Raw genomic sequence first — 23,403 nt, 5'->3', positions numbered from 1 at the left:
GATTAGCCCTCTACTTGTTTATTCCGACTTCCATAAACCTTATCTCTTTCATACGTCACGATATGTCGCTCCTTCTTCGCCGTATAGATATCTTCTAGCGTAATCATTATACCTGTTTCTTCCACTTCTCCGAATTCATCATTCATGGCAGTACCAAAGGTCAGCATAGATGGCGACAGGTTCATGTAGGTATTGATCAAGGGTGGAATATTTTCACCAAGTTCCCTTACTTTTGTATTTAAAATTTTATACCCTTCCTTATAAGATAAGCCTTCGAAAATTCCTGCATGTTTTGAAATATCGGTCTTATACCCCAAGTTGAGATTTTCATATGGTTTTACTAGCCCTTCCTTATCAGGAAAGTAAGATTCCATAAAATAAATCAATAAATCTCTAGCTTCTGCATTAAAATGGGGATACATAGTAACTTTCCCAAACAGATATTTCACATCCGGCGTAATTTCTACCAGTGCCCCCAGTCCATCCCAAAGATTATCAAGCGAAAAAAGCCCTTTTCTATTATCAATTGCGGGTTGGTATTTCGGTTGTACCCAGGATCTACCGAGTTCAATCGTAAACGGGAGATATTCTTTCTTGAATCTTTCCGAGAAATCAAAATAATGCGCAGTTGACAAATGGATCTCTCCCTGCTCATCTATGGCATGATCACATTTGATCACCCGATAACCGGCTATGATTTCTTCATCATCTGGATTCCATGCTATTAATTGATCATAATTATGTGCTGAGGTATCGTTTTCATCAATATCCAAAGGGAGCCCAGTTCCTCCGCCCGCACCTCTAAATGTAACCTCTCGCAAACGTCCTATTTCGCGCATAATATTAGGCGCACTATGGTAATTCACGAGGTACACTTCATTGTTACCATTATTGGTATATCTTAAAAAAGCTTCTTTCGTTAATTCCGCTTTTATCAGGTCTCTATCTACTGGAGGTATAATTTCTTGCATACACTATTTGTTGTCCTTCGCCATTTCATAAACCAACTGCTTCACTTCTGCAGCCCACTGCCTCTCATTTTTAGCCGTATCAAAATACGTATACGGTATCATTTTACCAATTTTTATGGTTACCCGTTGCCCTCTTTGTGAAAACATTTCATCTGGTAAATATAACATCTCCATATTAAATTTTATCCCTAATTTTTGTCTCCATCGGGAAAAATTATAAAAGAAATTGGAGTTCTTTCCTTCGATAAAAACAGGAACTATATTCTTTTTATATTTTTTAGCTTTTGAAATAAAGCTTTTTTTCCATTCTAAATCAACAATTTCGCCGTCAATTTTACGGGATACCAATCCTGCCGGAAACACCAATAAAGCCTGATCAGCCGCGTATGCCTCGTCTATAGCAGATATCGCATTTTTGTTTTGTCCTCCTACTTTATTTACCCCTATAAAAAGAGGTTCTAAGTTACGAATGTTGAGTAAAATATCGTTCACCAAAAATTTCACATCCCTACGATAACGTCCGATGGCATGCATAAATGCGATTCCATCCAATCCACCTAGGGGATGATTAGAAGCAAAAATAACACTTTCATCAATAGGAATGTTATCTTCCCCTTCCAAAACTACTTCAACACCTAATTCATTTATCAATGCATCCACGAAATCCAACCCATACAAATCTTTATATGTAGTCATGATATAATTTATTTCATCTTCGTGAATCGTACGCTTTAAATAACTAATTAATGGTTTAGGTATCCATTTGGCCAGTCTCGGACTTTTTTTATGTATTACTTCTTTTACTTGTATAAACTTATCTTGCTCAGTCGCCATGTGTTATGGTTGAATTCAAAATCTTCACGTGTCCCGTACCGTAAAAGTACATAAAATAATATTAAGTATATAAGAAAAATAACGAACTAATTCGGAATAATCAGTATGTTTGATAGGGATAACTGTCCTGAGAATACACATATTTAGAATAACGATTAAACGTTTTTCTTTTTTTATTGTTTAACATATAAAAGATAACAATGTTTATTGGCCAATACATATCATCTGATTTTCATGAAGTTCTACCAAAAGACTCGGTCGATTTTGTGTTGAATAACATGAATGAATTTCAAGTCAAATATTTACCCGTTGTCAGTAATGGTCGATATCATGGACTTATATCTGAGGATTTACTTTTAGAACAAATAGATGGAAATCTTCCAATAGAAGTACTATCCACCAAATTAAAGCCGATTTATTTATTCGATTATCAACATATCTACGACGCGTTGCAACTTATTGCGTCTTACGACTATTGTATCATTCCAGTTCTGAATAAAAATCATGAGTATATCGGCATATTAACAAAACAGAATTTATTGGTAGCGTTGAACGAAACCTTAGGATACCAGGAAGGCGCCATAATAGTTTTAGAATTGGGTATACGCGATAATGCCCTTTCCCACGTCGCTCGTCTTATAGAAGCCGAAAACACGCTAATCCTAAGCACTGCAGTGCGACCAGTTGCCGAATCTTCTAAATTAGAGCTCACGATCAAAGTTAATAAAACGAATATCGCAGCTATTGTTTCTTCTTTATGGCGTAATGATTACGTGGTAAAGGCCACTTTTAGAGATGGTGGAGACCAGTCTGATATACAAGATCGGTACGACCTTTTGATGAATTATTTAGATTTATAATAAATGAGCAGTATTGCTATAGCCGTATACGGAAGAGTTTTTAATGCATCCGTAAATACATTCGTAGAAGAGCTTTTCACTTTCCTCGCCGAAAAAGAGATAGATATATACCTATACCACGATTTCTATACCTTCCTCAAAGCACATATTTCTTGTCCAGATGGTCTAAAAACGTTTACATCGTATGCAGATCTGCCTACGCACATCAACTTTATGCTTAGTTTAGGTGGAGACGGGACGATGCTTTCCGCGGTATCTATCATTAAAGACACTGGGATTCCGATCGCCGGTATTAACTTTGGTCGGTTGGGATTTCTGGCAAATATCCAAAAAACTGAAATCAAGGAAGCTTTGCAGAAAATATTAAATGGGGAATATACTATCCAATCCCGAGCATTGTTAACCGTTGAAGCAGACGGGCTCGATCTATTTGGTGGCGAAAATTTTGCACTTAACGATATAACCGTATTTCGCTTTGATACCTCGTCCATGATTACCATCAACACGTCTATCAATGGCGAACTCCTTAACTCCTATTGGGCAGACGGATTGATTATTGCGACCCCTACTGGATCTACAGCCTATTCACTGAGCTGTGGTGGTCCAATTATTATGCCCGGAAGCGGAAATTTTGTCATTACCCCTATTTCTCCACACAATTTAAATGTGAGGCCCATCGTCGTTTCAGCAGATATGGAACTACACTTGGAAATTGAAAGCAGAACGGAAAATTTCATTTTAAGTTGCGATTCCAGAAGTGAAACATTATCTATTTCCACTCAATTAACCATAAAAAAGGCACCTTTTGGTATTAACTTAATACGGTTAGAAAAAGACGCTTATTTCCGTACATTGCGCGAAAAGCTTCTTTGGGGGATAGATGTACGTAATTATTAGACAATCAATCGCCATCACCGTACTATTTAACAAAATTTAAAGATAAAGTATTCTATTAAAAACTTTATCTTTACATCCAAAATCAATAAGATTGGTCTACTTCCGATATATCATTATTCTATTTATACTCTGTGCACAAGTAAAATCCCATGCGCAGCAGTACGAATTTGGTATTACAGGATTTGGGACCGGCTATATGGGCGATATTAATCCTGACAATCCTTTTTATTACCAAAATATTGGCGGTGGTCTTTCTGTGAAATACAATCTGAATCCCACGTGGGGGATCAAGGCAGGGTTTAACTACATTGCACTTCATGGGAATGATCTGGATTCCAAATTTGGTGCGCAACAAGATCGGGCATTACAGTTTAATAATAACCTCAAAGAACTTTCGGTAACTGCAGAATTTAATTTTTTTAGATTCATAGCAGGTAGAGCCATCAATCGTTACACACCGTATCTTCTCGCCGGTGTATCTGTTGCATTGCATGACCCCTATATAAATTTAGATGGTACAACGATTAAGTTAAGAGAGTTGCAGTTAGAGTATGATGCAGAACATAATCCTGACAAATATTCTAAAATTGCCCTTTCCGTACCTTTCGGACTGGGATTTAAACACAATATCAGAGGCCCTTGGAGTATTGGCGCTGAAATAATTTACCGCACCACCTTTAATGACAACATTGATAATGTGAGTAAAAATTATGCGACCTCGCGCCCACGAACATCTGCCGTATCTCCTGAAACCTGGGATTTTCTAGCCGATCCGAGTGGTCAGCTCGAAGAGCATCGAGGCAAAGCAAGAGGAAATGGCAAGAATTACGATGGCTTTATGACTGCCGGATTTACATTAACGTACACATTAATAAGTGCGAAATGTTATTGGTGGCAATAGGTTTATAGATTTGTGAAGAAGAACATCATGACAATCAAGGATCAACTGGACAAGAATAATATACCCCGACATATTGCTATTATAATGGATGGCAATGGACGTTGGGCCAAAGGTCTAGGCAAACTACGTGTATTTGGGCATCAAAACGGTGTGAGTGCCGTAAGAGAAACTTTAGAAGGAGCTATTGAAATAGGCGTACAATATTTAACACTTTATGCATTTTCCTCAGAAAACTGGAATCGTCCGAAGATGGAAGTCAAAGCGCTAATGGAATTGCTGGTAAATTCCTTAAGTAAAGAATTGAAGACTTTTCAGAAAAACGGCATTCGACTAAATACCATTGGACACATTACAGATTTACCCCTTAACTGTCAAGAGAAGCTGAAAGAAACCATAGAAGCGACGAAATCCAATACCACTTGTACGCTCACACTTGCATTGAGCTACGGCTCCCGCAAAGAAATAGTAGATGCTGTTAAAGCAATGGCCAACAAAGTGAGAGATGGTCGTCTAAGTGTAGAAGATATTAGTGAAGATCTATTTCAGCAACACCTTTATACGGCAGACCTACCAGATCCCGATCTCATGATCAGAACCAGTGGAGAATACCGGATTAGTAATTATCTTCTCTGGCAGATGGCCTACACCGAGCTTTGGTTTACGTCCAAGATGTGGCCCGAATTTACAAGAAATGATTTATTCCAAGCCATAGTTGATTTTCAACAAAGGGAACGTCGATTTGGAAAAACAAGTGAACAGTTATAATGAAACCTAAATGAACCACCCTTGAAGAAGGAAATTAATTAAAATAGCTCATGAAAGCTTCATTCCCATTTAACAACGATTTATTATAATGAAAATATTACCTTTGTAGCGGAAACGCTAAAAATTAACTAAATAGACGTATTTTTCTTTTAACAAAAATTAACAACAGTTTGATGTACTTTAGCATCCATAATAACAAGTAATGAAGCAACTATATATACTGATAACAGCATTTTTTTTATTGAGCTGGACATCGACATTTTCGCAAATCGGCAAGAATCCAATTAATCTTTCAGATCCCAATGAAATAAACTATCTCCAACCAAAAGACTACGTAATAGGTGGTATTACAGTGTCTGGAGCCCAATATTTGGATGCAGAAGTATTGATTACGATTTCGAAGCTTGTGGTTGGTCAGTATATAGAAGTTCCCGGAGAAGCTACCGCAAATGTTATTAAAAACTTAATGGCGCAAAATCTATTCGATGACGTGCAGCTATGGGCATCACGAATAGAAGGAGAAGATATCTTTTTTGACATCCGTGTGCAAGAAAGACCGCGCTTAACCCGCATTGACATCAATGGGTTAAGCAAATCACAAACAGAAGAAATCCGCAAAAGATTAAATGAAGGTGCTGGTAAGATTGTCAATGAAAACCTATTGCAATCCACACGATCCACAATACAACGTTTCCTACGCGAAAAATCGTTCTTGTATCCTGATATCAAGATTGAAACCTTTAAGGATACCGCACAAGCTAATAACGAAATTGTCGTTGTTGATGTAGAAAAGAATAAAAAAATCAAAGTCCGCAAAGTTAACTTCGCTGGCAATGAGATTTTCTCCAACAACCAAATGTCAAAATTCTTAAAAGGAGTAAAACCTCGTAAATGGTACAGAATTTTTGGTCCTGGTAAATTCAAAGAAGATAAATATAACGAAGCAAAAGAGACCTTGGTCGCCAAGTTACAAGATAGAGGTTACCGTGATGCTCAGATCCTATCGGATAGTATCTACCGCTATGATGAAAATGAAATCGCTATCGATATAGAAGTCTATGAAGGACCTAAATACTATGTCGGCAGTATTGATTGGACGGGTAATACACGCTACAAGGATTCGGTATTGAATATCATATTGGGTATCGAAAGAGGCGATGTCTACAGCGAAGAAAAAATGATCACCAAATTGATGGGTCCTACCCGCAATAGTGATGATATCAGTGCACTTTATCAAAATGACGGATATTTGACGTTTAGTATCAATCCGGTTATCAAGCGCATCAACCAAGATACTGTCGATCTGGAAATCCAGGTCAGTGAGGGCAAGCAATATACGATCAACAATGTTATTGTAAAGGGTAACGATGTAACGAACGACCGCGTAGTATTACGTTCCATTTACACAAAACCAGGTCAAAAATATTCACGGGAGCTCATCATGAGAAGTGTCCGTGAGATCTCTCAACTCGGCATGTTCGATGAGCAAAAGATCACACCAGATATCCCTTCCTCTACGATGAATCACGAAGAAGGAACCACCGATGTCGTATTTAATGTCACCGAAAAACCTTCCGATCAAGTGGAGTTATCAGGTGGTTATGGTGCAGGTCAAATCATCGGTACATTAGGTCTAACCTTCAATAACTTTTCGACCAGCAACTTATTCAAAAAAGATGCTTGGAAACCTCTTCCACGTGGAGACGGGCAAAAACTAAGTGTTCGGGGCCAAACATCAGGTAAGCGGTATCAATCTTACAGCTTCTCCTTCACTGAACCATGGTTGGGCGGGAAAAAGCCCATTTATTTTGGACTGAGTGCCTACACGTCCAACTCTTCATACGGAGGTTTTAACATGTTTACCGGAGAGCAAATGGTACGAGATTCTGAATTGAACCGTATTTGGATGACAGGGGTTACCGCTTCGTTAGGTAAACGTCTACAATGGCCGGATAATTATTTCCAAATCAACAGTTCATTATCATTTCAACGGTATAAACTACAGAATTACGGAAACTATTTCCTATTCTCTGATGGTACCGCCTACAATGTTAACTTTACCCAAGAAATCAGTCGTAACTCGGTAGATGCACCTATCTACCCCACTTCGGGATCACACATCAAGTTCTCCGTACAATTAACCCCTCCATACTCGCTATTTAATGATATCAACTATGAGACTGCTGCGGATAATGTTAAATATAAATGGACAGAATACCACAAGTGGAAGTTTGATTCCCAATGGTACACCAAGGTTGTCGGTAAATTGGTCGTAAAAACACAGGCACAATTTGGTTATTTAGGAAGCTACTCGGATGAGACCCCTACTTCTACATTTGAGCGATTCAAGTTAGGTGGTGATGGAATGCAGGGATTTGACTTTCTACAAGGTTCTGAAATTTTGGCCATGCGCGGCTATGCCAATGGTACCGTTATTCCAGAATCTACAGGAAATGGATTTCAACAGATTGCGATCAATTCAGGTAGTCCGATATATGCTAAATATCAACTCGAATTACGTCACCCTGTAATGTTGAATGAACAAGCCACCGTTTTTGTGTTAGCCTTTGCAGAAGCGGGTAATACCTGGAATAAATTCTCTGAGGTAAATCCGTTCAAAGTAAGACGTGCTGCAGGTGTTGGCGCACGTATATTTTTACCTATATTTGGTATGCTTGGTATCGATTACGGTCACGCATTTGACCCTATCCCAGGTATGAGTTCCAGCAACTGGAAACAAAATTTCACATTTAGTATCATGCAAAACATGGGAGGTTTTTAATTAAACTTTTTATTCCTATAATTGTCTTACAAAATAAAGAAAGAGAAAGAAATGAAAAAGATATTTGTTGTATTAGCCTTTTTAACGCTCAGTGTTACCGCGTCGTATGCCCAGCGTTTAGCTTATGTAGATTCAGAATATATTTTAAGACATATCCCTGAGTATGCATCTGCACAGAAACATCTAGACGATCTATCTGTACAATGGCAGGAAGAAGTAGATAAACAATATGGCGAAATAGAACGTCTATATAAGGCCTATCAAAATGATCAGGTGCTGTTAAATGATGATATGCGCAAACGTCGTGAGGATGAGATCGTGAATAAAGAAAAGGCTGTAAAGGATTTCCAGAGACAAAAATTCGGATATGAAGGCGAATTGTACGAACAACGCGTGCGCCTAGTAAAACCTATCCAAGATCGCGTCGCTAAGGCTATTCAGGATGTTGCCAATGCGCAGGGGTTAGATCTTATTTTAGATAAAGGATCTGAAGTGACTTTCCTGTTTGCAAATCCAAAACTGGATAAAAGCAATGATATTATTACAAAATTAGGTTTTAAACCTGATGCCCAGCTTGCGCAATAGTTATAATTAGTATAATTGCAGAAGATATAATTAACAGAATACAATAAAACAAAAAAGAACAGACGATTCGTATCGAATAGACTAAAATGGAAAGAATGAAAAATTTATTAAAAGGAGCAGCATTAGTAGCGGGATTATTCATTTCAACTCAGGTTGTAAATGCACAGCAAAAAATTGGGCATATAAATTCAGGAGAAATTCTCCAATCTACAGCCGATTTTAAAACAGCGGCAGATCAGCTAAAAACCTTGACAGAAACCAAGGAAAAAGAATTTCAAAGTATGGTGGAAGAATACACCAAAAAACAAACGGAATACAACGAGAAATTGCTGAATAGAAGCGAAGCCAACAAAGCGACTGTAGATGCAGAATTGCAAACTTTAGCTGAAGGAATGCGTCAAATGGAAGGTCGTATCCAGGAGATCCAAAGAGCATCGCAAGAGGAATTAGGTAAAAAAGAACAAGAGTTATTCGCTCCTATTCAACAAAAAGTAATGACAGCAATCAATGCGGTTGCACAAGAAAAAGGATATGCCTATGTATTGGATCTTGCTGCAGGAAGTGTTATTTATTTCCAAGGCGGTGAAGACGTTTCAGCTGACGTAAAAGCCAAATTAGGAGTGAAATAAGATATTGGAATTTTCAATGAAAAAAGGAGGCTAAGTAAGTTAGCCTCCTTTTTTGTTTCAAACGTTTTCCATATCCTTATATTATTCCAAAAATGGATAGATACCTACCGCTACGGTACAATAGGAGGTGTGGGCGTGCCCATTGGCGTTGTTCCTGAGTCGATGAGCCCAGTGGTATCTGTCATCGGATCTGTATTCAATGTATCCATCTCCGTGTTGTCATCATAACGTGTGTCTGGAATATCATTTCCATCACTATCCGCTCGATTACCACATGCTACTGCAGATGAAATTGCAATCACACCTAAAAATAAATTAATTGACTTTTTCATAGTATATTATTTTATTGTTGTAAATAAACACGTTCTATAGCATAACTACATCAGAATCATATCGTTTCACCAAAGTTGCTTTTAAGTATTTTCCGAAAAGACACAGGTATTTATCCTGATCGATATTTTAGCTTATCCATAGCATTTATATTCAGGTACTTTTATTTCAATTTTACCGTGTTTATTCCTCAACAAATTTTTCCAGCTGTTTGTTCTACCTTAAACAACTAAAACGTTCATATGAAAAATATAATTCCGGAACAAATAGCAGGTAAAAAGCTGGATTGCTTTGAAACCGTTGAATTTTCAGATATAACAGAAGCAGACAATTTTTATGTAATTGCAAAAGGTCGTCTATTGGATATCAACAACTGGAACGATGTTAGCGGCATTCCTTCTGTATCCTTCTGTTTGGTTGATCGCTACAATCAAAAACTTAACAGATCTGCCCAAATCGGCGATCATGTACGTATCGATATCCCAGGACCGGGATTACCCAGTAGCGACGGATATGACTGGGTTCGTGTAGAAAACATTACAGCCGAAGAAACGGATATTTTCCGTCAGACCGTATTGTCCCTTCGTCCATCACCAGATCCTACCAATGCGAATCCCGATACCGCACACTTCTTCAAAAATCTGGCTACCTCTACGATTATAGTCGAACAAAAGCGCAATAGTGTATCTGCACATTACGCCGGGCGTAATGAAATAGTCAACACCGAAAACACGGCGCTTACAGACAATCTGCGTAATTTCTTAATTGGACTAGGGGCGAAAATAGGTGCGTCGTTTCCCCAATGGAAAGCATTGATTGCCGGTATTGTTAAAATTGAAGATAAGAAGAATTAGTAGGTTAGAAAGAAACTATAAAGCCAGCGTGTTTTAAAACACGCTGGCTTTAAATTATACTATCTGTATAAATGTATCTACTAAGCCGCCCCTTGGGTATTCGCTTCTTCTGTGGCAATCATCGTTAGGAGCTCGTCCGTTTCCTTTTCTTCGGCCAAAGTGGCCGCAAGCAGTTCTTGCGCCTCTGTATGTCCCATTAATTTAGCATAGGTCACCAAGCATCCATAACTGGCTATTTCATAATGTTCTACCTTTTGTGCCGCTGAAATCAGTGCAGCATCCAATACTTCGGGGCTATCCTGAAAGTCCTCTGCAATCTCATCAGCCTCTTCTAATAGACCTTCCATTGCTTTACATTTCTTCCCGCGAGCAGCCATTCCCAAACTAGAAAACACGGTTTTCAAACGCTCGATCTGCCCTTCTGTCTGTTGATAATGCGTTTCAAAGGCCTCCTTCAATTTTTGATTAGCAGCTGCGCTAGCCAATTTCTTTAACCCTTTTAGAAGTTGTCTTTCTGCACCTAATATATCTTTCAGTTCTTCGGTGAACAATTCGTGAAGGTGTGCATTGGGCATATCGCCCTGATTGTTTTTTGTTCCCATAATAATTATCATTTTTATTTATCTCTTGCATCTATAACGACGCTCACTAGAATTAGTTTGCTACATTTCTTCCATACAGCGTGTCCTTATTCATTTCACGTATTTTGAACGCGAATGGCGTAGAAATACCTCACTGTTATTAAACTTAACAGAGACGGGCGAGCGATTGGATATCTAGAAAGCCAAAATATAAATAGCATTTGAGGTACATTGCGAAAACCCTTCCGATGGTTTCCATGATTCAGAGCTAGTCGACGATGAGCCTCTCCAAAGCGACAGCGCCCGTGCCGAAGGTGCAAAAGACATATATGGTTCCGGTCAATCTGGCGACGAGCTCAGTTCACCGCACGACGCTGACGAGTAAGACAAAGAAATTACCAACCTAGAGGATAACGAGTACGTTGATTCTATTGTTTTTTTAAGATAAAACAAAGAGCTACGCTTAGTGTACACAACAGGATACGTATACATCTAACTTCATAATGACCGTATACGAATGTAGACGCCGTGCGTATACATAAGAACATATTGACAGGAAAGTTATTGACCCACAAGCGTATAACACAGTTGATCAATGTTTATTAAATTACTTCTATTTTTGGCACAATAATAGCGCTAGCCATCATGCATACAAACAATTCATTTACAATATACCTAATACAATGCAAGAAGGAACAGTAAAATTCTTTAACGTTACCAAAGGTTTCGGTTTTATTACACCATCAAATGGTGGTCAAGATGTTTTCGTACATTCATCTGGTTTAATTCACGACATTCGTGAAAATGACCGAGTGACATTCGACGTAGAAAATGGCAAAAAAGGTCCTAGCGCGATTAACGTCCGCTTAGTATAACTGGAGAAAGAAGATATACTCTATCTTAAAAAAGTAGCAGATGACATTGCCGGTTATCTGCTATTTTTTGTTCAATCGAGCCACAATAATCACCTTCCAGGTATCGGAGTGATTCCCTAAGCAGGACGCAACTTTGCTATAATTTAGTAGCTAGAAACCGGTTCCATGCGTTCTCCTCACAATGGCGTTTGTTAGAACAGGCACCTTTTTTAGCAGTGATACAAAGATATCCGTTTGCCATACCTTGCCAAATTGCGCTTGTACGATACGTCCGGTGCGCAGCCGTGTGGCGAACTGCTTTCGCCATTGATCTGTATAGGCGCTTAGCATCGCATCGAGCGAGATCTGTTGTTGTAAATACCTATCCACCAAAACGGTAAGCAATTTTCCACTATGCATGGCCATACTCATGCCGTTGCCGCAGAGCGGCGTGATCATACCACAAGCGTCTCCGATAAGCGGTGTACCAGCAAAGACGGGTTCTTTAGTATCAAACGAGACCTGCGAAATGGAAAGCGGCTGGCTATAACAGAACTCACTCTGTTCGAACAGCTGTCTGAGGCACCTATTCTGATACAGGAACTTCTGCTCCATTTCGCTAATACCCCCACTCTGTTGTAAGTTGGCCGCAGTCGTCAGGTAGCACATGCAAAATTGCTCATCTTCAATTTTCGAAATACCGCAATAGCCGTCTCTGAAATTGTGTAATGCTATCGTATCGTCCGGAAGATCGGCTTTGATGTGGTACTTTATCCCGATATAATTGTTTAGGCTATTTGGCTTTCGGGCAATAAAGCTACGCTTCCAATTTACGTCGATATTACTGCGTTTGCCAAAAGAACCGATCGCTAGCCGTACGCGAACTTCCCCGTCAGGAGCTTCGATTAGGAAGTGATCTGAAAGCCGGTGCATACCGGTTACCTTGCAATTATCACGGACGTCTACCCCTATCTCTCGTGCCCTAGTCGCGAGTATGCTGTCAATTTTATAACGGCTTATTCCGAAACCGCCCAGATCAAGATCCGCTTTCAGCATAGTACCGTTTAACGAACTTACCTGTAGTTTTTTTATGATCGGTAGCTGCATGCTGGCCAGGTCTATGTCGCAGTCGAGCAGATAATCCCAGCTTTCGAGGCTGATATATTCGCCACACACCCGGTGAAAAGGGAAGACATTTTTTTCGAAGAGCACGACAGTATACCCCTTTTTTCGAAGTTGGATAGCCATTGTCAAGCCCGCTAAGCCAGCACCTACAATGCCAATATCGTAATCAAGCCCATCCATTCCTGTATACCATTAAATGTCGAAATGCCCAACGCCAACGAACGGCCGTCGTACGTAACCCCGCCCTTTCCGCAAACGTTCCCCATTCATCCTTCGTAAATCCACGCATTACAGAAACCGCGGCATCATTCTTAACCATATACGATTTGGAAAATAAACTTGTCAGCAATTTGATACTGTAATACGCCAGCGGATGACGGTGCAGATCGTTGATAAAGAATCCTATTCGGCTGTTTACCCGCATCCAGCGTAGCATATCCACCAGTTCCTCTTCGTCGAAATGGTGGCAAAAAAGGGAATTAAAAAAAATATCCGGCTTTCGGTCCAGCACATCCGCACGGTAGTCGCTGCATATAAATTGAATGCCCAGTGCGCCGTATTGGGCTGTTGCATACGTAATGGCATGCGGATTCATATCGACCCCCGTCAACACCGCTTCAATACCATGCTTGCGGCACCAATTATGGATTACCACCAGATTATCTCCACCCCCACATCCGATTTCGCAGATGCTCACCTTTTTCTTATTGCGGATCAGCGTCTTCAATCCAGCTAGGGTTGTACGATGTCCGCCCAACCAAGCATTAATTGTATCCAACTCCCGCATCGTTTGCTTAACATGCTCAAACGGGACCGACGGATCATCTAATAGTTCCTTTTCGTTGCTTCGTTTTGAAAAATCAGGCATGAGACAGGTGAAAAGTTTCTAAGGTTAAACCCGGACCAAATGCCATTCCGACCATATTTTTTTGTGCGGTCGTATACGCTGGATTTTTTATCATTTTTTCCAGCACAAATAGTATCGTCGGGCTGCTCATATTACCATAGTTGCGGAGTATTTCGTAGCTGTCAGCCAGTTGCTCCTTTGAGATATCGGTCCCCCGCTCAATAGCTTCCAGTATTTTCTTTCCGCCCGGGTGTACGCACCACAGGTCCACGTCGTTCTTAGCCATCCCATATCTATTTAATGCGCGATCTATTACTGCACCGCAGGTACGTTCCAGCATCGGCGGTATCTGGCTTGTCAATGTCATGAGGAAACCCTCTGCCGAAATCCGCCAAGCCATCTCATCTATGCCGTCGAAGTTAATTTCGCTGTAAAAATCCGCTATGCGCCAGCCCTTATGCGAGGTATTCGCCCCCTCCACCAACACCGCCGCTGCGCCATCGCTAAAAATGATGGTACTTGTCACGTTATCGATCGCCTGATCGGTCTGAAAATGCAGGGTGCAAAGCTCCACACATACCAGCACCACTTTCGCATCTGGCTCCTTTTCGGCAATATAATGCGCATGTTTCAGACCATGTATCGCTGCATAGCAGCCCATGAAGTTGACGGATGTACGGCCAATATCGCGACGCAGACCGAGTTGCCGTATCAAGTCTATATCCAAACCTGGCGCCTTCATTCCGGTACAGCTCACGGTTATCAGGTGCGTAATGCAATTTTTATCCATGCCTTCGGGCAAGCACTTGTCGACGACTTCGACTGCCAGTTTGATGGCTTCCTCATCGTATATTGCCAGCCGGTCTTCAAGCTTCTTTGACACCGTCATGCCTTCGCTATCAACCAGTATTTTCTTATCGCCCCGTTCAGGACAAAAATCCGGAACGACGGAATAGCGGGTATCGATACCACTGGATCGGTACATAAACCGGAGTTTACGTTCGTCTTCTTGCGTGTTTGTATGCATTTGTTTTACGACCTCGAATATTTGCATCTGTTCCTGCCTGTATCGGGGTACCGCTGTGGCGATCGAAGCTATTGTACTCATACGTATACAACAACTAAACAAGGGGGATGTTTTGTATTGCAATAGTACAATGTCGATTATGCATCCAAAAACATTTCTGCTAATCACGTGTTGTAGTTGTATTAGGCAAAACTAAAATATAACACTATGCAATACAACGAGAAAGCAATTGGAATGCTAAACGATCTGATCGAATTGAACAACGATCGTACCGCAGGTTTCGAAAAAGCATTAGCGGATATCAATGATGAAAATGTCGATTTGAAAGCTCTTTTTCAGGACTATGCGATGCAAAGTCGAAAATACAGCCAAGAGCTGACAGCTTTAGTAGCGACCTATGGTGGCGATGTGGAAACTGGGAACACAGTAGCCGGTACACTACACCGCGCATGGATCGATGTTAAGGCTCTTTTTGGCGGATCAGATCGTGCAAGTATTCTTTCCGAGGCAGAGCGAGGTGAAGATGCCATTAAAGCAGCCTACGAAACGGCTATGCGTGATGGCGAGATTCCTGCCGATGCTATGCCACTCTTAGTAGAGCAGGCTGAGGGAATTCAAGCTGCGCACGACAATGTTAAAATGTTGCGCGACGTCGCTAAGGCATCGTCATAAATAGCAAAAGGAATTATTCCAAAGTAGTTAGAAATGGGGCGGTTTACACGGCCCCATTTCTTTTTCTACCTGCTCTCCGTTTTCTTCCGCGACATAGTTGGTAGTAATGCCCTGGGCTGGCCAAAATAAGCCAAGCATTATACATTGACTGCAAAATGGTCGGTTTTTGTTATATCATTAACGCTGGCGGATATCACTTTCACGGTAGAGGAAACATCATCCAGCACTAAGAAAGTATGCTTGAAGCCTAAGGAAACCTCCCTGACGGTCAAGGATATTACCAGAAGGCCTAATGATATATCCTCCAGCGTAGATGATATTGCTTTAGTCGCTAATGATATTTCCTTGACAGCTCAGGATGTTTCCCCGACTGCTAATGATATATCATTGAACGCGGATGTAATATCATTAAGCCCTAATGATGTATCCTCGATGCCCAAGGATATTTCCTTGAGTGCTGAGGATACTTCCTGAGCTATAGATGATGTTACGTTTAGGCTTAATGATATTGCCTTTACCGTTAGGGATACTTCAAAAAACCTCATGGAGCCAAATTTCCACCTGAAAAACATGCGCTTCTATCCACACGCGTACGCGATTTTCGGGGTGTAGAAAATGGATCGTTTCCCCCAATCGGGTCAGCTGACCGCGCTTATGATTATCTTTTTGGGCGCCGGGATCGGCAATTGCATTTTTACTCTTGATACTCAACGCACCACTCGACAGGCGCTCGATCCAAAGCTCAGCAGGACATGAGGGATCCGTAAGCAGACCATGCTTAGAAATGCCCTCCGCAAGATTGACTAATAGACCAGGCGGTATCATGGTCGTCGCTGGTACACCTTCATCGATATTTATGAGGAGTTCAGCCACTTCACCAAACCGCAGTTTATAAATTTTCAGGATCTTGTCAAGCGGTTCGCGTTCCTGTTCAAGGCTGATGTACGTGTCCTCGTTATAGATTAGGTAAAAACGTATGATATCGCCCAGGAGCAGAATCGCACTTCTGGCTAATGCGGGATCATTGCGCGAAAGATACATAATCACTGTCAGTGTGTTGAATAAGGTATGGGTCGGCAAACGGTATTGCCCAAGCTTATACAGCAGTATATTAGCCTCAGCCGTACGTTTATCGAAGTCTTCTTTTTCCGTTTCACGTTCCAGTTTGAGGATAATATTACGCCGATTTGCAAAAAACTGGCCGCCCAATAATATTGGCCCGATCAATCCTGCCGACCTTACCAAAAAAGAAGACGTGTTCAAGGCTGTAGAGGGATCATATACAACTTATGTTGCCATCGGATTCGCCTATAAAACAAGTGCATGGAAAGAAAATTGGATACCATTTATTCAAAACGTAGTTGACGTCTGTATCAAGCATAATTCCAAGCTTGTATTTTTTGACAATGTGTATGCCATTGGCGGCAATAATGTAAACCACATCACAGAGAACTCTCCAATAAGCCCAGCAAGCAAGAAGGGTGAAGTCAGAGCAGAAGTTGATCGGATTGTTTTAAAGAATATGGAGCGCAATAATCTGCAGGTTATTATAGCAAGATCACCGGATTTTTTTGGTGGTACCGCAAGGCAGTCTAGTGTTATGATGAATCTTGTTTATGACAATCTCATAAAAGATAAAAAATCACAATGGTTTTGTAATGCCAAACTTGTTCACAGTATGGGCTATGTTCCTGAACTTGCCAAAGGGACAGCGATGCTTGGAAATACTCCGGAGGCTTACAATCAAATTTGGAACTTACCAACAGATCCTAAGCGAATAACTGGTGAAGAATGGATTAATCTTTTTGCAAAGGAATTGGGTAAAGATAACAAATTCACGGTATTGCCTAATTGGATGGTTAGAGGATTCGGGTTAATTGTACCTGTTATGAAAGAATTGGCCGAGATGAATTATCAATACGACAGAGATTATTACTTTGATAGTTCGAAGTTTAATGATTACTTCAAGTTCACTCCAATAACACATGCAGTTGCTGTAAAACAAGCAGCATTACAAATGAGTGGCACTAACGAAAAACAACGACCCGCTAACATATGTTTTGCAAAATGGCAGGTCAAGTGCTTCTAATTTCGCTAAGCGCCAAACCGTTTTATACAATTTGAAGCAGTTTATACCTAAGAGATATCATGTTCAAGGAACATAACAAAAACTCAGTAAAACGGGAGGCAGCTCGCTGCGTCCCCTTTTTAAGTTCCTCCTATCCCACCCGCTGGATTTGCATGATCTACAATAGAGATGCCCGTGAATTCGCTGATTTTTCGTTTCAAGCTTCCTTCTCCATAGCCGGTCCAGGTCGCTTTGATCTTGCCGTCGGGTGCAATCAATACATAATGTGGAATCCCGTTTATACCATATTTAGCGTATATACCACGGTTTTCTTTTCCGTCACTGAGATTTAGCCAGGTCATGCCGAACACCTTGGATGCTTCTTCCCACATCTTCCTATTATCGCTGCTTAGGCTTACTATGGTAAGACTATCACTATACTTCTCGTGCAATTCTTTCATTTCAGGAACGGATGCATGGCAGGGACCGCAACCATAGCTCCAAAAATCCAGTAGGATATACCGACCTTTAAAATCCGCTAGGTGATAAACACGATCGGTAAGATCGTGGAGAGCTGCATCATATAGCGGGTCTCCTATTTGCGGAGCTTGGGGAGGGTATAATGCCAGCGCTATCTCTTCGCCATAACGGCTCTCCTTCATTTCAGTATTAAGTCGGCCATATAGTTCCTCGACGGCGGGTCTAAATTCTTCGCGTTTATCCCATTTTATGGCCTGTGCAATACCTTTCAGGACACCTAACCTAACTTCTGTCATCTTGCCTTCTTTTTGCAATAGTGCCAGGTTGGATTTATCTATTTCATAATTATATAAGGAAGCGAGCCTATCGAGGGAATCCATCTGCGTTTTGAGTACTTTACGCTCTTCTTTGCTAACATTGTCGTCATAATATGTATTGATTAGCGTAGACCGTTGCGCGACAAGCTTTTGGTACTCTTCCCATGATTCCTTATTCGCTTTGATAAAATAGGACCACTCAGCTTGCTGAGGTATCGAACTTTCTACATCCCAAGAGTAGATTAATTTATCTTTACCTTCTATGGTAATGTGATTTCCGGCCTTGCTCCAAAGCCTCAGACTCATGGAGGGAAAACCTTCTCCCGTCCCCATCAAAGAGTACTCTCCCAGATCTTGGGTGTCGGGCGAGTAACTGATACTAAAACGACCATTGACTATACTGTCCTTGGCGACGGAAATGCCAACATTCCCTTCCGTCTTCATGAGTGTTATCATTGTGCCCTCTTCTACGCCTTTTAGCCTTCCTTCAATAATAATTGGGCTCTGTGCGAATAAACTATCGAGCAGCAGAAAGGCGCAGATAAAAGCGAAATAATATTTCATAACTGATTGTATTTTAGATTTAAAAGATCCTCAACGAGGATCGATACGTAAATATAATAGTTTTTGAGAGAAATCGAGGTAAAGTAAAATGCGTTGTAATATTTTTCTTTATTTTCCATAATTATATTTTTTTAACAGCTATCATCATATGTGGACTAAACGATAGAAGATAAGGGTCATTTTCAGTAACTTGAATAAGTTCTATCAATGTCTCTCGCCTTTTGCAAATCTGCATATTGGCAAAAAAATCTTTATCCAACCATGCCATACCTTCAACTGCATAGGTGTTTAGATAGGCTAATTCTTGATTTATAAATTCATCCCTTAACTGTTCGGGTTTGTGATAAAATGCTTCCGCTAAAAGCCAAGGGAAATCATCAGGTGGGTTGTGCATCCCGGTTGCCAATTCTGTTTTGCACATTTCAAAAAATGGCGGTTTGTGAATTAATCCACTTAGAAGACCGACCAGAGTTGATGCGGTATAATTAATAGCAAAACCCAGTATAATTCCACCATTCTTCAAAACCCGTTTAGCTTCACAAATGGTCGACTCTCTATCTTCTTTGCGCTGAAGATGATAAAGAGGGCCATGCAGTATTATCAGGTCTGCATAATTATTTGCAAACTCCAGTTTCCGAGACTCTCCTATATGCACAGAAAATTTATTCTTTAGTTTTTTTGATCGGCTTTGGGCTATTTTTATATGTTTTAAAACGGGCTCAACCAAATGAACCTTATGCCCTTTTTTAGCAAGCCATTCCGAATACTTACCCGTACCACCACCAATATCTATTATTTTTGAAGGCGAAGAGAAAATGTATTTTTCTATGAGGGATTTAATTCTTTCGAATTCAAATATGCCCATTCCTTTGTCAAGTCGGGTTTCTTCGGATGCTTTATTATAAAATATCTCAATATCTCTACTAATTAGCTGTCTATTACTCATCACGGTCTTTGTGTATTGCCATCATCACTTCGAAATACGCAGAACATTACAAAATGTTAGGGCAATCGATTCGATATGCAATTCTTTGTTTAAAATTTAATAAAATAAGTGGATACGGTTATCTGTGCATTAAAAATCAAAAGATTCCCATGCATTAAATACTCTTTCGAGTTCGTCTTTTAAGCAAGACGCAGATAATATGTTAGATATAGTAGAACAGACTACAAAAATAGAAAATTTGGTTTAATTTTTTAAAACTTATCACTTTTAATTGTATATATTGTCTTAACTTGACGAGTGATATCCTATGAACGATGGCAAAATAACCCAAAAGTACGTTGACCTATTAACGGAAAATATCAAGGATACGAATGGCTATGTTTTGCAAAATAAACTAACCCGATTTTGCCCCCCTGACATAGGGCTGTCATACGGCCATTATACTTTTGCAATGTCAATAATGACAAATAGTTTAAGAATAAATAAAATGCAAAAGCCACCATTCGACCCTTTGGCGTCGGGGAAAAACACAAATTCGGTATGGAGAAAAAAGAAATAGAAATATTTTATCCAAAAAGCCTCACCGCTTGGAGAAAATGGTTAGAAAAAAATCATGTTTCAAAACAGGCTGTTTGGCTTGTTTTTTATAATAAGAAATCAGCGTTAAAATCAATCACTTGGAGTGAAGCTGTAAATATTGCTTTGTGCTTCGGTTGGATAGACAGTAAGAAAGTAAAAATAGACGAAGAAAAGGCACATCAGTTTTTCAGCAAACGAAAACCGATAAGCACTTGGTCGAAAATCAATAAAGAAAAAGTAAGAAAACTGATAGAACAAGGCTTGATGACTGAAGCAGGATTAAGAAGCATTGAAACTGCAAAACAAAATGGCTCTTGGACAATCCTGGATGAAGTTGAAGAGTTAATTATTCCAGCAGACTTGGATGCCGCATTTGCTGACAAACCTAATGCAAAAGACTTCTTTTTGAGTTTAAGCAAGTCGGTAAGAAAGATAATTTTGACCTGGCTTGTGTTTGCCAAAACAACAGCAACAAGACAAAAACGCATTACTGAAATAATAGAGAGTGCTGAACAAAATCTTAGACCGAAACATTTGCGATAGAAAAATAGAAAAGGCACATACTTACCGATACAATGCGAATTATACTCTCGTCGTAGATTCAGGCTTACTTCTTTACTATCTTTTCAAGGTCGCTCCAAGCACCTCCATTATAGACATTTTTGAATCCACGTTATTTCAATAGATTTTCGGCTTTTACACTTCTCAATCCGTGAGAACAGGTGGTTTTGTTGTCTATATTTTTTAAGAATTTATAATCCACGTAGAATGTGCCAAACGGAATAAAGCAGGATGCTAATATCATACCGATAGTTTTCACTTTCCATTTTTGTTCAATGCCGGCACTGCAAGCGTTTAGCAAGAATAATAAAAAAAGTGCTCCGTGAATAGGTCCCATCATTTTGGTTAATGATTCATCATCGAGCAAATACTTCATCGGTACAGCAACAAATACCAAGACGACGAGCGAAATGCCTTCTAGAAAGCCCATAATCCTAAGCCTTCCCGTCCTTGTTTTTAAAAGTTTTAAAATCATTAGTATAGATTTTGAATGTTGTATATAAATTACCTCATATAGGGTCTGCTACTGAATGGTGAAAATGGCCAAGGAATGGCTATGAAGATGATGACTAATGCGATAGTGAACCAGATCATCATTGTTTTGAATTTTGCTTTATCCGTTTCTTTCCTTTTGGCGACAGCAGAACCGATTGTTATCAGTACAATGGAGATCAACATCAACGAACTATGGATCAGTCCAAAAAACAACATATTGAAATCCTGCGCTGCTGTTTTGAAATTGGCAAGAAAGTATTTAACCAGCGGACTTTGAAAATAGAGAATCATTCCAATCATCAACTGGATGTGCGCAATGGTAGCAGTCCAATGCCGTATCGCATTGTCCAGCTTTGAAAATGCTGATGTTGAAAAGTAACCTTTATAAGCCCGATAAAGAGCTAACAGCAGACTTGCTAATACAAGCCAACGCATAAAGCTGTGATAAAATGTGAGTGTTTGATACATTGCCTTTAATTAATTGAACCAAAAAGATACTACCCCCTATCTAATTCAACAAAGGTAAATAAATAACATACTAATTAGTATGTTTTAAGATGAAAAATTTATTTTAATGTATTAAGATACATTTTAAATTCCTCTAAATAGGGCAAGTAGACTTCTTTGCTATTCGCTAGCTTCCCGAAATTGCGAATACCCCAATACCCGGACAGCACAAAGAGGCTTGTTTGTTTTGTATTGACATCTTTACGGATGTAACCTGTTTTTTTCCCTTCTTCAAGAACCGCAGTTATAGCCTTCAGCCATTCCTGTGTTATTTCGTTCAACGCTTTGCTAAAATCTTCATTCCAGGGAGTCATTTCCTGCGTAAAGTTAGCAGCAGGGCAACCGTATTCTACTTTCAAAAAATCGTTTTCAATGAGAAGATGATACATCAAATTGTAAATGGCGTCCAACGGATTTTTTGTATTTTGTAAGGGTTCAATAAAACTTTTGGCTAGTGTAGGTTTCATCAACTCGTTGATAATAGCTAACCCCATTTCATCTTTGTTTTTGAAATGATAATAAAACGCGCCTTTGGTAACCTGGGTGGTTGCCAATATATCGTCAATGCTAGCGTTCTGATATCCTTTGGCATAAATCAACTCAAAGGATTTTTCCAGCATGTTGAGACGTGTAGCTTCAGCTTTCTTCATTTATTATTTTTACTTTTTCGTAGTGAGATGGCATCATTTCGATCGTATATTAAATACCATCCAGTATTTTTTAGCAAAATAGGAAAAAAAGCTGTAATATTTCTTTCTGTCATATTTTGCAATTACTGGTACTACTCTTGTCCCAATACCTCGATCTGAAAGCCTTCTTTTTCGTAGAGCTTGCTTCAGCATGAGCTCCTGTACACAGGTAAGGGCCCGGCAGAATACTGCCGAGCCCTTACCTGACGTGATTTGTATCGTTATTTTCTTCATCACTAGTCCTTATTCATTCTAACAATACGTGGATAAAATTTACCGTGGATGTCGATCAACTCATGTTGTGCGGTGATAACTTGTTCAATATCCTTATACGCTAATGGGTTTTCTTCGACCGACCCGCCGATTAAGGTCACACCTGCATTGACAAGCAGCTTCTTCATTGCTGATGAGGTCATGCTTTCCTTAGCTTTTTGTCTGCTCATAGCCCGCCCTGCACCATGCGACGCCGAATATAATGCTTGGTCGTTTCCTTTGCCCGAAATCAAATAGGCTGGCGCTGTCATACTGCCCGGTATGATGCCGAGCTCTCCGCTATGCGCGGGGGTAGCACCTTTCCGATGTATGATCACCTCTTGGCCATCGGCCAGCTTGTCTTTCCAAGCATAATTATGATGGTTTTCTACGACGCAGATAGCCTTTAGTCCCAGTGCATTTAACAGGTT

Annotated in this window: 26 protein-coding genes; 12 read left to right on the top strand and 14 right to left on the bottom strand. The window is 40.0% G+C overall.

What is annotated here, in order from left to right; all coding sequences use genetic code 11:
- Window positions 1–2: 2 nt before the first annotated feature.
- Both FAZ15_RS00135 and FAZ15_RS00130 read right to left on the bottom strand, forming a co-directional pair.
- Window positions 3–971 carry a GNAT family N-acetyltransferase gene (locus FAZ15_RS00135; RefSeq protein WP_136898934.1) on the bottom strand — a complete coding sequence of 323 codons (969 nt, stop codon included), beginning with the start codon at window positions 969–971 and terminating at the stop codon, window positions 3–5.
- A 3-nt stretch (window positions 972–974) separates the two neighbouring features.
- Window positions 975–1,805 (bottom strand): 1-acyl-sn-glycerol-3-phosphate acyltransferase, encoded by an 831-nt coding sequence (locus FAZ15_RS00130; RefSeq protein WP_136898932.1) that lies wholly within the window; start codon window positions 1,803–1,805, stop codon window positions 975–977.
- 200 nt (window positions 1,806–2,005) lie between these two features.
- On the opposite strand from FAZ15_RS00130, the gene FAZ15_RS00125 reads away from it, so the two are divergent.
- From FAZ15_RS00125 to FAZ15_RS00095, 7 genes are all read left to right on the top strand, one after another.
- Entirely contained in the window at window positions 2,006–2,665 is a 660-nt protein-coding gene (locus FAZ15_RS00125) for a CBS domain-containing protein (RefSeq protein ID WP_136898930.1), read from the top strand.
- 3 nt (window positions 2,666–2,668) lie between these two features.
- Window positions 2,669–3,562: an NAD kinase gene (locus FAZ15_RS00120; protein ID WP_317130480.1), complete on the top strand. Its 894-nt coding sequence runs from the start codon at window positions 2,669–2,671 to the stop codon at window positions 3,560–3,562.
- A gap of 91 nt (window positions 3,563–3,653) precedes the next feature.
- Entirely contained in the window at window positions 3,654–4,463 is an 810-nt protein-coding gene (gene porG, locus FAZ15_RS00115; RefSeq protein WP_162304834.1) for a type IX secretion system protein PorG, read from the top strand.
- A 27-nt stretch (window positions 4,464–4,490) separates the two neighbouring features.
- A complete protein-coding gene (locus FAZ15_RS00110; protein WP_136900070.1) occupies window positions 4,491–5,228 on the top strand; it encodes an isoprenyl transferase in 738 nt (245 codons plus the stop codon).
- Between the two features lie 202 nt (window positions 5,229–5,430).
- Window positions 5,431–8,010: an outer membrane protein assembly factor BamA gene (gene bamA, locus FAZ15_RS00105; RefSeq protein ID WP_136898926.1), complete on the top strand. Its 2,580-nt coding sequence runs from the start codon at window positions 5,431–5,433 to the stop codon at window positions 8,008–8,010.
- 51 nt (window positions 8,011–8,061) lie between these two features.
- Window positions 8,062–8,595 carry an OmpH family outer membrane protein gene (locus FAZ15_RS00100; protein ID WP_136898925.1) on the top strand — a complete coding sequence of 178 codons (534 nt, stop codon included), beginning with the start codon at window positions 8,062–8,064 and terminating at the stop codon, window positions 8,593–8,595.
- A gap of 95 nt (window positions 8,596–8,690) precedes the next feature.
- On the top strand, window positions 8,691–9,224 hold the full coding sequence (locus FAZ15_RS00095; RefSeq protein ID WP_136898923.1) for an OmpH family outer membrane protein: 534 nt from the start codon (window positions 8,691–8,693) through the stop codon (window positions 9,222–9,224).
- A gap of 110 nt (window positions 9,225–9,334) precedes the next feature.
- Here the strand turns inward: FAZ15_RS00095 and FAZ15_RS00090 are convergent, their stop codons facing one another.
- Entirely contained in the window at window positions 9,335–9,556 is a 222-nt protein-coding gene (locus FAZ15_RS00090) for a hypothetical protein (protein WP_136898921.1), read from the bottom strand.
- Between the two features lie 240 nt (window positions 9,557–9,796).
- On the opposite strand from FAZ15_RS00090, the gene FAZ15_RS00085 reads away from it, so the two are divergent.
- Window positions 9,797–10,408: a hypothetical protein gene (locus tag FAZ15_RS00085; protein ID WP_136898919.1), complete on the top strand. Its 612-nt coding sequence runs from the start codon at window positions 9,797–9,799 to the stop codon at window positions 10,406–10,408.
- 80 nt (window positions 10,409–10,488) lie between these two features.
- Here FAZ15_RS00085 and FAZ15_RS00080 read toward each other — a convergent pair whose 3' ends face one another.
- Entirely contained in the window at window positions 10,489–11,010 is a 522-nt protein-coding gene (locus tag FAZ15_RS00080) for a YciE/YciF ferroxidase family protein (protein WP_202912275.1), read from the bottom strand.
- Window positions 11,011–11,672: 662 nt separating this feature from the next.
- Here FAZ15_RS00080 and FAZ15_RS00075 point away from each other — a divergent pair.
- Window positions 11,673–11,864 (top strand): cold-shock protein, encoded by a 192-nt coding sequence (locus tag FAZ15_RS00075; RefSeq protein WP_136898917.1) that lies wholly within the window; start codon window positions 11,673–11,675, stop codon window positions 11,862–11,864.
- A 150-nt stretch (window positions 11,865–12,014) separates the two neighbouring features.
- Here the strand turns inward: FAZ15_RS00075 and FAZ15_RS00070 are convergent, their stop codons facing one another.
- From FAZ15_RS00070 to FAZ15_RS00060, 3 genes are read right to left on the bottom strand one after another with little or no spacing between them, the layout of a single operon-like run.
- Window positions 12,015–13,148: an NAD(P)/FAD-dependent oxidoreductase gene (locus FAZ15_RS00070; RefSeq protein WP_136898915.1), complete on the bottom strand. Its 1,134-nt coding sequence runs from the start codon at window positions 13,146–13,148 to the stop codon at window positions 12,015–12,017.
- Window positions 13,135–13,836: a methyltransferase domain-containing protein gene (locus FAZ15_RS00065; protein ID WP_136898913.1), complete on the bottom strand. Its 702-nt coding sequence runs from the start codon at window positions 13,834–13,836 to the stop codon at window positions 13,135–13,137. The genes FAZ15_RS00070 and FAZ15_RS00065 overlap by 14 nt, the downstream gene beginning before the upstream one ends.
- Window positions 13,829–14,923: a type III polyketide synthase gene (locus tag FAZ15_RS00060; RefSeq protein WP_136898911.1), complete on the bottom strand. Its 1,095-nt coding sequence runs from the start codon at window positions 14,921–14,923 to the stop codon at window positions 13,829–13,831. Before FAZ15_RS00060 ends, FAZ15_RS00065 begins: the two co-directional genes overlap by 8 nt.
- Before the next feature lie 126 nt (window positions 14,924–15,049).
- On the opposite strand from FAZ15_RS00060, the gene FAZ15_RS00055 reads away from it, so the two are divergent.
- Window positions 15,050–15,514: a ferritin-like domain-containing protein gene (locus FAZ15_RS00055; RefSeq protein WP_136898909.1), complete on the top strand. Its 465-nt coding sequence runs from the start codon at window positions 15,050–15,052 to the stop codon at window positions 15,512–15,514.
- A 531-nt stretch (window positions 15,515–16,045) separates the two neighbouring features.
- On the opposite strand, the gene FAZ15_RS00050 is transcribed toward FAZ15_RS00055, so the two are convergent.
- Window positions 16,046–16,777: a sensor histidine kinase gene (locus FAZ15_RS00050; RefSeq protein ID WP_202912274.1), complete on the bottom strand. Its 732-nt coding sequence runs from the start codon at window positions 16,775–16,777 to the stop codon at window positions 16,046–16,048.
- Between FAZ15_RS00050 and FAZ15_RS00045 the strand changes: the two genes are divergently transcribed.
- Complete coding sequence (locus FAZ15_RS00045) at window positions 16,770–17,603, top strand: Rossmann-fold NAD(P)-binding domain-containing protein (RefSeq protein WP_202912273.1); 834 nt, start codon at window positions 16,770–16,772, stop codon at window positions 17,601–17,603. The two genes, FAZ15_RS00050 and FAZ15_RS00045, sit on opposite strands and share 8 nt — an antisense overlap.
- 119 nt (window positions 17,604–17,722) lie before the next feature.
- Here FAZ15_RS00045 and FAZ15_RS00040 read toward each other — a convergent pair whose 3' ends face one another.
- Both FAZ15_RS00040 and FAZ15_RS00035 read right to left on the bottom strand, forming a co-directional pair.
- Entirely contained in the window at window positions 17,723–18,943 is a 1,221-nt protein-coding gene (locus FAZ15_RS00040) for a TlpA family protein disulfide reductase (protein WP_136898905.1), read from the bottom strand.
- Window positions 18,944–19,064: 121 nt separating this feature from the next.
- The gene (locus FAZ15_RS00035) at window positions 19,065–19,889 is read right to left on the bottom strand and encodes a class I SAM-dependent methyltransferase (RefSeq protein ID WP_136898903.1); all 825 of its coding nucleotides are present in this window, start codon (window positions 19,887–19,889) and stop codon (window positions 19,065–19,067) included.
- Window positions 19,890–20,429: 540 nt separating this feature from the next.
- Here FAZ15_RS00035 and FAZ15_RS00030 point away from each other — a divergent pair.
- Window positions 20,430–21,011, top strand: a complete 582-nt coding sequence (locus FAZ15_RS00030; protein WP_136898901.1) for a YdeI/OmpD-associated family protein — start codon at window positions 20,430–20,432, stop codon at window positions 21,009–21,011.
- A gap of 130 nt (window positions 21,012–21,141) precedes the next feature.
- On the opposite strand, the gene FAZ15_RS00020 is transcribed toward FAZ15_RS00030, so the two are convergent.
- From FAZ15_RS00020 to FAZ15_RS00005, 4 genes are all read right to left on the bottom strand, one after another.
- A complete protein-coding gene (locus FAZ15_RS00020) occupies window positions 21,142–21,504 on the bottom strand; it encodes a DUF3817 domain-containing protein (RefSeq protein ID WP_202912272.1) in 363 nt (120 codons plus the stop codon).
- 29 nt (window positions 21,505–21,533) lie between these two features.
- Window positions 21,534–21,992: a hypothetical protein gene (locus tag FAZ15_RS00015; protein ID WP_136898899.1), complete on the bottom strand. Its 459-nt coding sequence runs from the start codon at window positions 21,990–21,992 to the stop codon at window positions 21,534–21,536.
- A gap of 98 nt (window positions 21,993–22,090) precedes the next feature.
- Window positions 22,091–22,681, bottom strand: a complete 591-nt coding sequence (locus tag FAZ15_RS00010; RefSeq protein ID WP_136898897.1) for a TetR/AcrR family transcriptional regulator — start codon at window positions 22,679–22,681, stop codon at window positions 22,091–22,093.
- Window positions 22,682–22,956: 275 nt separating this feature from the next.
- On the bottom strand, window positions 22,957–23,403 hold a 447-nt coding region (locus FAZ15_RS00005), incomplete at its 5' end, for an RtcB family protein (protein ID WP_136898895.1).

The organism is Sphingobacterium olei (genome assembly GCF_005048855.1).
In the GTDB taxonomy this organism is placed as follows: Bacteria; Bacteroidota; Bacteroidia; order Sphingobacteriales; family Sphingobacteriaceae; genus Sphingobacterium; species Sphingobacterium olei.
Note: the sequence above shows the minus strand (reverse complement) of the source record. Positions and strands in the feature narration are given on the sequence as shown.